Source organism: Acidobacteriota bacterium (genome assembly GCA_020853395.1).
Taxonomy (GTDB): domain Bacteria; phylum Acidobacteriota; class Vicinamibacteria; order Vicinamibacterales; family SCN-69-37; genus JADYYY01.
Window position 1 is genome coordinate 100,225 of record JADYYY010000015.1, and the last position, 13,623, is coordinate 113,847.

10 protein-coding genes are annotated in these 13,623 nt (G+C 69.1%); 7 read left to right on the forward strand and 3 right to left on the reverse strand.

Annotation, left to right across the window (positions count from 1 at the left end; all coding sequences use genetic code 11):
- Positions 1-9: 9 nt before the first annotated feature.
- The 7 genes from IT184_14435 (at position 10) to IT184_14465 (ending at position 8,833) form a co-directional block, all read left to right on the forward strand.
- Entirely contained in the window at positions 10-465 is a 456-nt protein-coding gene (locus IT184_14435) for a hypothetical protein (protein MCC7010001.1), read from the forward strand.
- A 44-nt stretch (positions 466-509) separates the two neighbouring features.
- Positions 510-1,517 (forward strand): HoxN/HupN/NixA family nickel/cobalt transporter, encoded by a 1,008-nt coding sequence (locus IT184_14440; protein MCC7010002.1) that lies wholly within the window; start codon positions 510-512, stop codon positions 1,515-1,517.
- A gap of 48 nt (positions 1,518-1,565) precedes the next feature.
- Positions 1,566-1,874, forward strand: coding sequence for a DUF485 domain-containing protein (locus tag IT184_14445; protein MCC7010003.1), 309 nt, complete (start codon positions 1,566-1,568; stop codon positions 1,872-1,874).
- 7 nt (positions 1,875-1,881) lie between these two features.
- Positions 1,882-3,420, forward strand: a complete 1,539-nt coding sequence (gene actP, locus IT184_14450) for a cation/acetate symporter ActP (GenBank protein MCC7010004.1) — start codon at positions 1,882-1,884, stop codon at positions 3,418-3,420.
- Between the two features lie 409 nt (positions 3,421-3,829).
- Positions 3,830-4,237: a hypothetical protein gene (locus tag IT184_14455; protein MCC7010005.1), complete on the forward strand. Its 408-nt coding sequence runs from the start codon at positions 3,830-3,832 to the stop codon at positions 4,235-4,237.
- A 324-nt stretch (positions 4,238-4,561) separates the two neighbouring features.
- Complete coding sequence (locus IT184_14460) at positions 4,562-7,441, forward strand: c-type cytochrome (GenBank protein MCC7010006.1); 2,880 nt, start codon at positions 4,562-4,564, stop codon at positions 7,439-7,441.
- A gap of 738 nt (positions 7,442-8,179) precedes the next feature.
- A complete protein-coding gene (locus tag IT184_14465; protein MCC7010007.1) occupies positions 8,180-8,833 on the forward strand; it encodes a hypothetical protein in 654 nt (217 codons plus the stop codon).
- A gap of 107 nt (positions 8,834-8,940) precedes the next feature.
- On the opposite strand, the gene IT184_14470 is transcribed toward IT184_14465, so the two are convergent.
- The 3 genes from IT184_14470 to IT184_14480 are packed head-to-tail and all read right to left on the reverse strand — an operon-like array spanning position 8,941 to position 13,272.
- Entirely contained in the window at positions 8,941-9,591 is a 651-nt protein-coding gene (locus IT184_14470) for a c-type cytochrome (protein ID MCC7010008.1), read from the reverse strand.
- Positions 9,592-9,599: 8 nt separating this feature from the next.
- A complete protein-coding gene (locus IT184_14475) occupies positions 9,600-12,326 on the reverse strand; it encodes an MtrB/PioB family outer membrane beta-barrel protein (GenBank protein MCC7010009.1) in 2,727 nt (908 codons plus the stop codon).
- A 13-nt stretch (positions 12,327-12,339) separates the two neighbouring features.
- Complete coding sequence (locus IT184_14480; protein ID MCC7010010.1) at positions 12,340-13,272, reverse strand: DmsE family decaheme c-type cytochrome; 933 nt, start codon at positions 13,270-13,272, stop codon at positions 12,340-12,342.
- Positions 13,273-13,623 lie beyond the last annotated feature (351 nt).

The window sequence follows — 13,623 nt, forward strand, 5'->3', positions numbered from 1 at the left end:
GAGGGGCCCATGCTGCTCAGAGGAATTCGGGTCATCGCGATCATGTCGTTGGCGCCGCTCTCGGGAGCGTGTCACGGCGGACCGAGCCAGAACCCCCTTGTGCCCTCTCCGGCACCGCGTGAGCTCGCGGGCCGGTGGGAGGGCGAGGTCGTCGACGACGTCCACGGACGCGGTCTCGTGACCGTGAACGTCACCGCCTTGCCGATCAGCGTCAGCGGTACCTGGAAGATCGACTTCACGGACGCCGGGCTGCAACAGGCCGGCAGCATGAACGGCAGTGGGCTCGGCAGCACGGTGAGCTGGCTGCTCACGCCGCAGACGCCGCTGGCATGCGACTACGCGACGCTCTCCGGAACGTTGAACGTAACCGCGGTCGTCGAGGGCGATCGGCTCAAGGGCAGCTACTTCCGGTTCACCTGCGACGCATCCGAAAGGGGCACGGTCGATCTCAGGAAGACCGGGTGACCGTGGCGGCAGCGATGCACGCGCGTCGGTAAGATAGGGAGGTCATGGCGCGAGTCAGTGCGGTGGAGCGGTCGCAGTTGATTAGGTACGCCGGCGTGATCGTCCTGCTTCACCTCGCGGGGTGGGGCATGGTGGCGATCGCGGCGCGCGAGTATCCGTTTCTCGTCGGGCTCGCGGGGCTGGCGTATTCGTTCGGCTTGCGGCACGCGTTCGATGCGGATCATATCGCCGCGATCGACAACACGACGCGGAAGCTGATGGCCCCGGACGCTCGTCCGTTCGGTGTCGGGTTCTTCTTCTCGCTCGGCCACTCCACCGTCGTCTTCGCCCTCACGCTCGTCGTCGCGTTGACGACGAGGACGGTGGTGGCGGAACTGCCGGCGCTGCGCGCGGTGGGCTCGTACGTCGGCACCACGGTCTCGGGCGTCTTTCTCTACGCGATGGGCATCGTCAACCTCATCGTGCTAGTGGACGTGTACCGGGTGTTTCGGGCGATGCGGGCGGGGCACGCTGGCCCGGAGGCGCTCGACGCCGGCCTGATGCCGCGCGGGATCATGAGCCGGTGGTTCGGCTGGCTGTTCCGCCTCGTCACGGCGCCCCGCCACATGTACTGGGTCGGGCTGCTGTTCGGGCTCGGGTTCGACACCGCGACCGAAGTGGCGCTGTTGACGACGGCGGGGGTCGCCGCGGCGCAAGACCTGCCGTGGACGGCCGTGCTGAGCCTGCCCGTCGTGTTCGCGGCGGGCATGTCGCTGCTCGACAGCGCCGACGGCGTGATGATGTGCGGCGCCTACGGCTGGGCGCTCGCGAATCCGCTGCGGAAGGTGTTCTACAACCTCACGATCACCGGCCTCTCGGTCGTCGTCGCGCTCTGCATCGGGACGATTCAGTTGGTCTCGATCGTCGCCGGCCGGATGCTGGGGTTGCACACGGGCATCTGGGGCACGATTCAGGATCTCGACTTCCAGGCGATGGGCTACCTGATGGTCGCGCTGTTCGGCTTGTCGTGGCTCGCCTCGCTGGCCGTCTGGCGATTCCAGTTCAGGGACTGACGCGCGTCCCGTGCCTCGATCTCGGGACTTTGCTACAGTCTCGTGTCCATGTCGCAGCGACATCGCGAGCTGCTCGACTCGCCCGAGTTCCGACGCATGCTCGCCCGCCGGTGGCGGGTGTCGCTCGTGCTCTCTGCGCTGCTGTTTCTGCTGTACTACGGCTACATCCTGCTGATTGCCGCGAACCGTGCCTGGCTGTCGCGGACGCTCGCCGATGGCGTGACGACCGTGGGCATTCCGGTGGGCGTCGCGGTGATCGTCGGCGCGTGGGCGCTGACGGCCGCCTACGTCGTGTGGGCGAACCGCTACTTCGATCCCGAGGCCGACCGTCTCCGCCGGCGGCTCCACGGCGACTGAGCGGACGATGCAGACCACGCTCGGCAGCCCGACGGCCTCGGCGGTTCTGTTCTTCCTGTCGATCGTCGCGCTCACGCTCGTCGTGACCTACTGGGCCGCGCGGCGCACCCGGTCGACGAGCGAGTTCTATGCCGCGGGCCGGTCGATCCGTCCCTGGCAGAACGGGCTCGCGCTCGCGGGCGACTACATGAGCGCGGCGTCGTTTCTCGGGATCGCCGGGCTCGTGGCGCTGAGGGGCTACGACGGGATGATCTACGCGACCGGGTGGCTGGTCGGCTGGCCGGCCCTGATGTTCCTGATCGCCGAGCCGCTGCGGAATCTCGGCAAGTTCACCTTCGCGGACGTCGTCGCCTTCCGGCTCAGGCAGGTACCGGTCCGTATCGCGTCGGCGTTCGGGAGCATCCTCACGCTGCTCTTCTACGTGCTCGCGCAGATGGTCGGCGCCGGCAACCTGATCACGCTGATGTTCGGGCTGTCGTACGAGTGGGCCGTCGTGATCGTCGGCGGCGTGATGCTCGCGTACGTCCTCTTCGGCGGGATGATCGCCACGACGTGGGTGCAGATCATCAAGGCGATCCTGCTGCTGTCCGGCGTGACGCTGCTCGCGCTGATGATCCTGGCGAAGTACGGGTTCTCGCCGGGTGCGCTGTACGCCGCCGTGGCGACGCAGTACGGCCAGGCGGCGCTGGAACCCGGCGGGCTCGTCACGGATCCGATCGACGCGATGTCGCTGGGGCTGGCGCTGATGCTCGGCTTGCTGGGCCTGCCGCACATCCTGATGCGGTTCTACACGGTGCCGGATGCGCGCGCGGCGCGGTCGTCCGTGCTCTACGCGACCGGCCTCATCGGCTACTTCTACGTGATCATTCCCGTCGTGGGGTTCGGGGCGGCCGCCCTCGTCGGGCGGGACGTCATTCGCCGGATCGATCCCGGCGGCAACATGGCGGCGCCGCTCGTGGCCGAGCTGCTCGGCGGGACGCCGTTCCTCGGATTCATCGCCGCCGTCGCCTTCGCGACGATCCTGGCGGTCGTCGCCGGGCTGACGCTGGCCGGCGCCAGCGCGCTGTCGCACGACATCTTCATGCACGTGGTGACGCGCGGCAAGGCGACCGAGCACGAGCAGGTGCGCGTGGCGAAGCTGGCGACGGTGGCGTTCGGCATCGTCGCGGTGCTGCTCGGGATTCTCTTCAAAGGACAGAACGTCGCGTTCATGGTCGGGCTCGCGTTCGCCGTGGCGTGCAGCGCCAACTTCCCGCCGCTCCTGCTGTCGATCGTCTGGCGCCGGTTCACGACGGCCGGAGCCGTCGCCTCGATCGTCGTCGGCGCCGTGCTCGCGGTGGGGCTGATCGTGCTCAGCCCGACCGTGATGGTGGATCTCCTTCATCGGCCGTCGGCTCTGGTTCCGCTTCGCAACCCGGCGATCATCTCGATGCCGGTGAGCTTCCTCTGCGGCGTGCTGGTCTCGCTCATGACGCGCGAGCCGGCCGCCGAGGTGCGCTTCGACGACGAGAAGCTTCGGACGTATCTGGGAGTGGGGGCCGAGTAGAGGACGCGCGCTCGCGTATCGGGAGAGGCCCTCGCAGATCGGCGCGCTGCTGGCCCTCGACCGGGACGCCATCGCTTGGGGACGTACCTGCGCTCAGGTGGCTGCGTCGCAGGACGAGCGCGGGTTGTAATCGTCGAGCCGCCTCCCGCAACGCCGCCGAGGAGAGGCGGGAATTCAGGCCGGATTGCCGCGCGGGCCCGTGGGCGCGAACCTATAATCAGCCGCCGGAGGGCCTGTGAACACGCAGATCGCGGTTCGTTTCACGGCGTTGACGATCGGACTCACGCTGGCGATGGGCGGCTGCGGCGGAAACTCCTCCAGCAGAGATGCCGGAACGTCTGCTGGCGCGGGCACGGCGACTGCCGCGACGCCAGGTAGCGAGACCGCGCGGAGGAACGCCTGCGATTTCGTGAATCGCGCGGAGGTCGAGGCCATCATCGGCAAGGCCGTCACGCTCCTTCACGACATCCAGTCCGACACCGAGACCGCCTGCGAGCTCTCGGATGCAGCGAACAGCAAGGTGACGCTCGTGGTCGTCACCGTCGTGTGGACGGGCGGCAAGGCCGAGGCGGATGCGGAGAAGGCCGCCGTCGCGATGGGACGATCGCTGATGAACGAGAAGGACGTCGATATCGAAGCGTTGACGGGGTCGGGTGCCGCAGCCGGGCTCGCAGACGCCGCCTACTACAGCGACGTCATGCCGTCGTGGCTGTTGAAGGGCGACGTGCTGATCAAGGTGATCGCCCCCACGTCGCCGGGCGAACAGACGAAGCGTATCTACCTGTCCGTCGCGAAGATGGCATTGGCCAGGCTCTGATCGCAGGACCGCGAGCGATCCGGCGTGCCACCGGCCAGATGGGCGAGCATCAGCGCCCGGGTCGTCGGCGCGCGCCGGTCGCTGCGACGCGAGGGCGTGCCGCGCTCGGCCGGCTGATTGGGCTCGCAGTGGCGACGCATCCTTGCGTTCGATCGTGTTCTTCACGGCGTCCTCCGCTCCCGTCGTCTCACCCCACCCGAGCCGAGAGCCGATGCGCGGCTTGCCATGTTCGGACGCCGCGAATATCCTGCTTGGAAATTCAGAGTCCGCGAGTTCGATCCGCAGCGTCGTGCTGCGGTTCACGAGTCGGCTGACGGTGATTCGATGACCAGACCTTCCACGACGTTCCGCCGCATCTGGCCCGCGCTCTTGTCCGCGTCCGCGCTGGTGCTGTCGAGCTACAGCTCGCTCGTGCACACGCAGGGCGCCGCGCCGGCTGGCGCGCAGGCTCCCGCTGGCGGCGCGGGCCGTGGCGCCGGCCGCGGCGGCGAAGGGCAGGGCGGGCGAGCTGGCGGCGCGCCGGCGGGCCGCGGCACGGCGGCGCCGCCGGCGCCCGGCGTGGCCGACGCGCCCAACGTCGGCGGCGACTACGGCGAGAAGCCGCCAATCCTGGCGCGCCGGCCCGACGAACAGCGCAAGAGCTTCGTCATGCCGGCCGGCTACACGCTCGAGCTCGTGCTCTCCGATCCGGACATCGTGAGCCCCGCGGTCGTCGCGTGGGACGGCAACGGCCGGATGTACGTCGCCGAAGAGCGCAGCTACATGCTCGACGTCGACGCGGGCCGCCAGCACGAGCCCACGAGCCGCATCAGCCTGCACGAGAGCACGAAAGGCGACGGCGTGTACGACAAGCACACCGTCTTCGCCGACAACCTGCTGTTCCCGCGCATGATCCTGCCGCTCGACAACGGCATCCTCACCAACGAGACGCACTCCGACGACGTCCTGTACCTGCAGGACACCAACGGCGACGGCGTCGCGGACAAGAAGAGCGTGTTCTACACCGGCGTCGGTTCCGGCCGCAGCGGCAACGTCCAGCAGGCGCAGAGCGGGTTCGTCTGGGGACTCGACAACTGGATCTACAGCACGTACAACGCCTTCCGGTTCCGCTGGACGCCGCGCGGCATCGTGCGCGAACCCTCCGGCCCTCCCGGCGCCGAGTGGGGCATGTCGATGGACGACGACGGGAAGATCTGGCTGGTGAACGCCGCGGGCGAGCGCGGCCCGGCGAACTTCCAGATTCCCGTGCAGTACGGCGCGTTCATGGTGCCGGATCAGTGGGAGCCGGGATTCGAGATCCCCTACGGCCTGCCGATGCCGGGCGACTTCCAGGGCGGCATGCCGCGCGTGCGGCCGTCGAACGGCAGCCTCGCGCACTTCACGTCGCCGACCGGGCCCGAGGTCGTGCGCACCGACCGGCTGCCGGCGGATCTCAGCGGCGATCTGCTCTTCGCCGAGCCGGTTGGCCGCATCATCCGCCGCGCGAAGATCGTGAAGACCGACGGCATCACGCAGGTGCGCAACGCGTACCAGGCCGCCGAGTTCATCGCGAGCAGCGACCCGCTGTTCCGTCCGGTGAACGTCAAGACCGGTCCGGACGGCGCGATCTACATCGTCGACATGTACCACGGCATCATCCAGGACGCGAACTGGACGGCCAAGGGCACGTATCTTCGCTACAAGATCCAGCAGTACCAGCTCGACAAAGTCGTCGGGCACGGCCGCGTCTGGCGGCTGAAGTACGACGGCATCCCGGCGGGCGTCGCCGAAGGCGGCGCCGCGACGCAACCGGCCGTGCCGGCGATCGCGCTCGATCGCACGCCGCCGCGGATGCTGAGCGAGACAGCCGCCGAGCTCGTGGCCCATCTGACGAACCCGAACGGCTGGTGGCGCGATACGGCGCAGCGGCTGCTCGTGCTCAGACAGGATCGGTCGGTGGTGCCGGCGCTGCAGCAGATGGCGCGATCGTCGCAGAGCCTGGTTGGCCGGTTCCACGCGCTCTGGACGCTCGAGGGCCTGGGGACGCTCGACGCCGGGCTCGTGCGCGAGGCGATGAGCGACCAGAACCCGCGCATGCGGATCCAGGCGATCCGGGCGAGCGAGTCGCTCTACAAGGCCGGTGACCGATCGTTCGAGAACGACTACCGTACCGCGCTCAACGACGCCGACACCGACGTCGTCGTCCAGGCGATGCTGACGCTGAGCACGTTCAAGCCGGCGGACTTCGCCGATCTCGTCAAGGCGACGCAAGCGGCGAAGACGGCGCGCGGCGTCAAGGCGATCGGCGACTTCCTGCTGACGCCGGCGCCGGCCGTCGCGGGCGCGGGCACGCTCACGCCCGAAGAGGCGAAGTGGGTCGACGAGGGCAAGCAGATCTACGAGTCGCTGTGCTACAGCTGCCATGGCGGCGACGGCCGTGGCGCGCCGCTGGCTGGCGGGGCGGCCGGCGCGACGCTCGCGCCATCGCTGGCCGGCTCGCCGCGCATCAACGGCCATCGCGACTACATCGTCAAGGTGCTGCTCAAGGGCATCACGGGCCCGCTCGGTGAGGGCGCCGGGTCGGACATCATGCTGCCGATGGGGACGAACACGGATCAGTGGATCGCGTCGATCGCCTCCTACGTCCGCTCGGCGTTCGGCAATCCCGGCGGCATGGTGACGGCCGGCGACGTGGCGCGGCTGCGCGCGGCGACCGCGAGCCGCAAGCAGCCGTGGACGTACAAGGAGCTCGAGCCGACGCTGCCGCGACGGCTGGAGAACCACGCAGCCTGGAAGCTGTCGGCCAGCCATGGCGCCGAGAACGCGTCCGCTGCGCTGATGGCCGTCCGCCCATGGTCGACGAACGCGCCGCAAGCGGCGGGCATGTGGTTCCAGATCGAGCTGCCGCAGCCGGTGAACGTCGCCGAGATCGAGTTCGATTCGCCCGCGCCGGCTCCGGCGAGAGGCGGTGGGGCCGGGCGAGGCGGCGGAGCTGGCGCGCCGCAGCCGACGTTCCCGCGTGGCTATCAGGTCGAGCTCTCGCTCGACGGCGCGAAGTGGACGAAGCCGGTCGCGACCGGCAAGGGCACCGGCGCGCACACCGCGATCGGGTTCACGCCGCAGCGCGCGAAGTTCATCAAGGTCACGCAGACCGACACCGTCGCGGACGCGCCGGCCTGGGTCATCTCGAGCTTGAAGGTGTACGAGGCAGGGCCGGGCAAGTAACACGGCCCTGCGTAGCGCCTCTTTCTCGATCCGGCGCCGATCGAACGAGCGGACGGCGGTGAGCCGTCGCCGGAGCCCGGGTCGTCGGAAACGATCTCGCGTCGCGGTTGCGCGACGGCGTCTTCCGCACCAAGCGCGCGACGGCCGATGCGAGAGGGTTCGACAGCGATTCGAGCGCGCAGCCGGACGCACGCGACGACGGGCACCCATGCGGCCGCGATGCTGGACTCGCCGCGTTGCGCGCGGCGTTCGTTTACCCTGATGAGAGCCGCGAGGTTCGAGCACACGGTTCGTGCCGGTGTGCCTCTGCCTCGAGGCCCGAGTCATGCTCGTCTTCGAGTCCGTTCTCCTCGGAAGCGTCGTCGGTTTGGCCCTCGGCCTGACGGGCGCCGGCGGCGCCACGCTGGCCGTGCCGCTGCTCGTGTACGGCCTGTCGATCGATCCACCTCACGCGATTGCCATCTCGTTGCTGTCGGTCGTGGCCTCCGCGGTGGTCGGCTTCCGGACCAGGCTACGGCGCCGAGAGGTCGACACGCACGCCGGCACGCTCATCGCGCTCGGCGGCATCGTCGGCGCTCCTGTCGGCGCGTGGTGGGGCGGCACGCTTCCCGAAGCGATGCTCCTCACGCTTTTCGGCGCGCTCGTGACGCTGGTGAGCGTGCGCACGTGGATGATGGCCGGGCAGGAAGGTTTGGCGAGCACGGCGGTGTGCGCGGCGTCGAAGCGGCTGTCGTGGCGATGCCGATCGGTGCTGTCCGGTGCGGGCGTGCTGACCGGTTTGCTCTCCGGCATCTTCGGCGTCGGCGGAGGATTCGTCGTCGTGCCGGCAGTGCTGTTCGCGACCGGGACGTCGATGCTGCGCGCGGTCGGGACGTCGCTCATGGTGATGGCGCTCGTGAGCACGGTCGCGCTCGTCTCGATGCTCGTGGGCGGCCGCGAAGTGTCCTGGAACATCGCCGTGCCGTTTCTCGCCGGCAGCCTGAGCGGCATGACGGCCGGTGCGCGCCTCGCGCCCTGGGTGTCGGGGCCGCGGCTGCAGCGGGGCTTCGCCGCCGCGCTCGGCCTTGCCGGGCTGTTCGTCGTGGTCGAGTCGGTCGCACGCTTCTGAGACCTGTCACCGCCCCGCGTTCCGGGTCGCTTCCGGCGCCTCGCTGGAGGGCGATGATCGTCTACCCGATGAGCACGGGCCGGAACTTCGACGAGGTGCTGCGCGTGATCGATTCGCTGCAGCTCACCGCGAAGCACGAGGTGTCGACGCCCGCGAACTGGAAGCAGGGAGAGCACGTGATCATCTCCGGCGCCGTGTCGGACGAGGAAGCCAGAACGATCTATCCTGGCGGCTGGGAGGCCCCGCGGCCCTACCTTCGCATCGTTCCGCCGCCGCGTTCGTAGGCCCGCAGGCGGGTCGATCGCGTGGTGCTTCACGGCGGTCAGCGGCGACGTGACGATTCGCGTTGCGCTCGATCCGGGCGAGAGGCCCGCGCGGCGCGATCGGCTGGCTACTCGGGCGTGTGCGACAGGCTCGCGATGTACTCCGCGACGGCTTTGATCTCGCTGTCGGTCATGCGTGAGGCGACGAGCCGCATGACGCCCGCGCGGTCGTTCGCGCGTGTGCCTTTCCTGAACTCGTCCATCTGCACCGTCACGTACGACTGCATCTGACCGGCGATGCGCGGGTAGTTCGGGCTGCCGCCGCCGTCCGCCTGGTGGCATCCCATGCAGTTCGGCACGCCCGTCGCCGCGTTGCCGTTCTCGTAGAGCTGTTTGCCGGCCGGAAGCAGCGACGGGTCCTCCACGATTCCGGGCACCGGCGCCTGCTTGGCGAAGAACGCCGCGATCTCCTTGAGTTGCGAGCCGCCGACCACCCCGAGGACCGGCACCATGACGGCGCTCGGCCGCCGGCCGCTTCGGTAGTCCTTGAGCTGTTTGTACAGATAGTCCGCGCGCTGGGCGGCGAGAATCGACGCTCCCGGCACGGCGGGCGTGCCGAGCACGGCGTGGCAGGCGATGCAGAGGCGCGGATCGCCGGGATCGGTGCCTTCCTGCCCGCTGGCCGGGGCGCCGACGGAGAGCACGAGGGCCGCGGCGATCAGCCAGCGTCGCGGGTTCCCCGCAGATCGTCGTGGGGCTCGAGTGTCGTCGACACGCATGGCGATCCTCACAGGTCGAGTCGAAACAGCACGCCGCCGACGTGGACCTTGTAGTGCTGCGGCCCGTTGTCGAGGTACACGGCGTTGTTGGCCGGCGCCGGATTCTCGGCGACGCCGTCGTAGTGCCAGTCCTGGATGCGCCCGCGTTCGTACCGGTAGATGAGGTGGAGGCCGGCGCGCGAGGTCAACCGCAGCAACAGGTCGACGTCAGCGAGATGCTGGTCGAACACGAGGTCCGACCAGCCGGAGCCCGCGAGCGCGGCCTGAGCGGTGGGAATCGCGAGGGCGGCGGCGTTGTAGCCGTAGTCGATCGCCGTGCGGCTGCGGATGCGGGTGTAGACGAGATCGAGCGTCGCCCGGCCGAAGCCGTTGTGATAGGTCAGGCCCGCGGCGTTGTTGCGGTCGCGCTGCGTCACGTTCCAGGCGCGGCTGGTCGGGTAGAGCGGGCTGTCGGCCGCGGCGTTTCCGCAGAGCGACAGCCAGTTCGACGGCAGCACGAGCTGGGTGGCCACGAGCGTCGTGCCTGCCGGTGCCGCCGGCGCGATGCCGGTCGCGTTCGTCTGGATGGAGCCGTCGCTGAAGAAGTAGTACGAGTTGCCGAGCACGCAGCCGTTCGGCTGCAGGCCGACCTGGTACATCCGCGAGCGCTGGAAGGAGGCGAACGCGCTGGCGCTCGCGTCATTCGAGATCTGCCAGGTCACGTCGACGTTCGGCGAGACCTGCCGCTGGTGATCGGCGCGGCCGTAGAGCGATGACGGAAAAGCCGCGTCGCGGGCCAGCAGGCCGACAGCGGCGTCGACGGACGGCAGCAGGGCCACGTTCAGCCGGGCGTTCGCCGTGTGCTGATTGCGGTCCGCCAGATCGAACTTCCGGAACTGCTCGATGTTGTGCAGCCAGTTCGCGACGTTGCTGGTCGGCGCCGACGGCAGCGGCCCGAACGAGCCGCTGAGGAACGGCTCGTACGGATCGGCCACGTACTCGCTGCCGCGCCGGTTGCCGTACTCGTAGGCGAGGCGCAGCGTGCCGTAGTCGAATCCCCGGTTCACGTAGGTGGCCTTGATCCGGTGCTCCCAGGTCTCGTCGCGCTCGCGATAGGCGCGGTGGAACGCATCGCGTTCGTAGGCGAGCTCCAGGCTGTGATGACGATTCCAGCGATAGTCGGCTGCCACCCGCGCGGTGAGCTGCCGGTGTTCGAAGGGCATGTTCCGGATGTTGACGTTGCCCGCGGCGGGCACGAGCCCGAGCGCGATCGTGCGCGCCAGGTCGCAGCCCGTGCCGTTGTAGCCGGTGGCCAGCGTGCCGGCCGGGTTGTTCCCGGCCGTCAGGTTCGGCGTGGCGAACGCTCCGCCGGTGCCGTCGTTGATGAGGCGCCCCCACTGACCCGTCAACGGGTTGCACGCGAAGAACTCCGTCGAGTTGTTCGTGTCGTAGTAGCGGACCTTCGCGCGCACGTCGAGCGCGTTCGCCGGCCGCAGCGACCAGCCCAGGTCCACGAGCGTCGTGTCGATCTCGGCACCCGACGTCTTGCGGGTCAGCGCGTCCGTCGTGTTCCACCGGTTGGCGGCTGACACGCCGTTGATGACTCCGGCCGTGAGCGGCTCGGCCGTCCATGGCAGCAGGTCGTCGTTCTGCTGGAACCGGGCGATCGACACGAGGCCCGTGAATCGGCTGGCGGCGAGCGCCGGCTGGCTCCGGGCCAGCTCCGCGCGCACGTTGTAGTAGCGGTTGTCCGGCGGCATCGCGTACCGAGCCTGCGTGAACGAGCTCGCCGGGACGCCGGTGATGGTGTTCAGCGTGACGAACAACGGGTTCTGGATCGTCAGCGTGTCGATGCCGCCGGTGAAGAACGACGCGGTCGCCTGCACGTTCAGGTTCGTGAGCCCGCGCGCGAACGTCAGCCCGGTGACCACGTCGTTCGTCGTCATGTCGATCGATTCGGGCGCTTCGACGTTGCCGCCGCCACCGCCGCCGCCGAAGACCAGCCCGAACGGCCGGGATCCCTCACGGCGTTCCCGCGTGTAGCTCGTGTAGAACTTCCAGTTCGCCGGCAGCGTGAGATCGAGCCGGAGGATGCCCTTCTGCCGGGTGAGGCCGAGCTCGGTCGTCGCCGTGTTGGCCAGCGTGGTCTGGATGGCCGTCTGCGCGGCGGCGGCACTGGCACCGCCGCCAGGCGTCAGGCCCGACAAGAGGAGCGTGTCGCTGCCGAGGCCCGTCCATAGCGACCGGTAGGTCGTCGTGAACACGTGCGGCGTCTCGTTGAAGCTGCCTCGGAGCCGCCAGGCGTTGTACTTGCCTGTTCGGACCGTGAGGAACTGGTCGGTGCGTGCGATGCCGCCGCCGAGCACTTCGAGATATCCCGCGGAGCCCGCCTTCTCGAGCGACATGGCGAAGCTGTCGAGGTAGGCGCCGTTCGACAGGTCTTTGTACTCCTTGAACTTCGCGTTGCCATCGTCGCCGCTGGTGCCGAGCGCGCCGAAGTCCACCTGGGCGCTGTAGAGCCAGCCGCCGGCCGTCCGGCGCGGCTCCTTCGACCGGGCCGGGGTCGGGATCAGGAATCCGGTCGGCGTGCGCGGAACGTGAGCGAGGCCCATGCCCACCGGATCGCGTTCCACGACGGCACTGGCGATGCCGGGATTCATGGCGTTGCCGGCGTGCTCCTGGGCGGAGGCCGGGAGCGCCGCGAGCCCCCACGCGCCGCAGCAGAGCAGGAGGCGTGTCGCAGGACGAATCAACATCGGCTCCTCCTCGTCAGCGCTGGAACCGCGCGCCGGCCGGATGGTTGCTGCCGTGCACGGCGGTGTGGCAGTTCTGACACGAGCGCCCGATGACGCGTGCGCTCTGCGCTCCGCCGACGAGCGCGGACGCGGCCGTCTGGCCGTCCCGGAAGAACTGCCCGGGATGGCCGACCGGCGGGTTGTGGCACTGCGAGCAGAGATACGGACGCGCGCTCACGAGCAGCTTGTCGTGATTCGAGCCGTGCGGCTGATGGCAATTGAGGCAGCTCTCACGAACCGGCGCGTGTTCCCAGATGAACGGGCCGCGCTTCTCCGCATGGCACGCGTAGCAGACGTCGTTCACCGAGTCGGCCTTGAGCAGCGAGCGCGTCGCCGAGCCATGCGGGTTGTGGCAGTCGACGCACGTCATCTTGCCCTCGAGGACGGGCATGTGCGACCGCTTGCGGAACTCCGCGCGCTCCTGCGGGTGGCACTGGAAGCAGGTCTCGGTGATGCGCTGCCGCACCAAGGAGACGTCGGCCGACGTCCTGCGCATCGGGTTGTGGCAGTCGGCGCAGGCGACCTTGTTGGACATGTGCGCCGATCCAGGCCAGTGCAGGCGGTTGCCGCCTTCGTGACAGGTCAGGCACTGGCCGTTCTGCGTCTCGACCGGCGTACCCCACGCCTTCGTGAAGCCGATGATGAGCGTCTTGTCGACGCCGTTCTTGGCGTGCAGCGATCCCGGCCCGTGACAGGCCTCGCAGCTCCGGCGCTCGATGTCAGTTCTTGGATTCAGCCGAAAGGCCTTGGCGTGCACCGAGTCGTCGAAGTGCTGGTTCTCCTGTCCGTGGCATTCGATGCACCGGGCCTCCCCGATGTAAGCCGGCGTCTGTGCCGCGGCCCCGCCGGCGACGAGGCACACCGTGAAGCCTAGGACGAGATTGCGGAGTGCCTGCGCGCCACCCATGTCACCCCAACCTGCTGCGAGGATCTGGCGACGATGCGCCCTGCAAAGGGACAGCCACGGCGGATCCGTCGCTCTTCGTGGCAACGGTGCATCCGTCAACGGCATGGCCTTGACCGTTTGGGGTATTTCCGCAGCACGTGAGGGTTATTCCGAGGCACGCTCTCGGACCAGCACGGTTTTTCCTTCGCCGTCCTCGGCCGCGGCGCGTAAGCTACTGCGCACGATTCGCTGGAGGAACCGCATGGCTGTCTGGAGGAATCGCCGAGCAGGCCGTTCCGGTGCGCTCGCACTGTTCGCGTTGGTCGCCCTCGCGGCGTCCGGCCAACTGCCTGTCGCCAGGGCCCAGGATCA

Bases quoted from the DNA above. Each gene is read 5' to 3' on its own strand.
- actP (MCC7010004.1), top strand. From the start codon at position 1,882: ATGCAGACCACGCTCGGCAGCCCGACGGCCTCGGCGGTTCTGTTCTTC.
- IT184_14460 (MCC7010006.1), top strand. From the start codon at position 4,562: ATGACCAGACCTTCCACGACGTTCCGCCGCATCTGGCCCGCGCTCTTG.
- IT184_14445 (MCC7010003.1), top strand. From the start codon at position 1,566: ATGTCGCAGCGACATCGCGAGCTGCTCGACTCGCCCGAGTTCCGACGC.
- IT184_14470 (MCC7010008.1), bottom strand. From the start codon at position 9,591: ATGCGTGTCGACGACACTCGAGCCCCACGACGATCTGCGGGGAACCCG.
- IT184_14480 (MCC7010010.1), bottom strand. From the start codon at position 13,272: ATGGGTGGCGCGCAGGCACTCCGCAATCTCGTCCTAGGCTTCACGGTG.
- IT184_14435 (MCC7010001.1), top strand. From the start codon at position 10: ATGCTGCTCAGAGGAATTCGGGTCATCGCGATCATGTCGTTGGCGCCG.
- IT184_14475 (MCC7010009.1), bottom strand. From the start codon at position 12,326: ATGTTGATTCGTCCTGCGACACGCCTCCTGCTCTGCTGCGGCGCGTGG.
- IT184_14465 (MCC7010007.1), top strand. From the start codon at position 8,180: ATGCCGATCGGTGCTGTCCGGTGCGGGCGTGCTGACCGGTTTGCTCTC.
- IT184_14440 (MCC7010002.1), top strand. From the start codon at position 510: ATGGCGCGAGTCAGTGCGGTGGAGCGGTCGCAGTTGATTAGGTACGCC.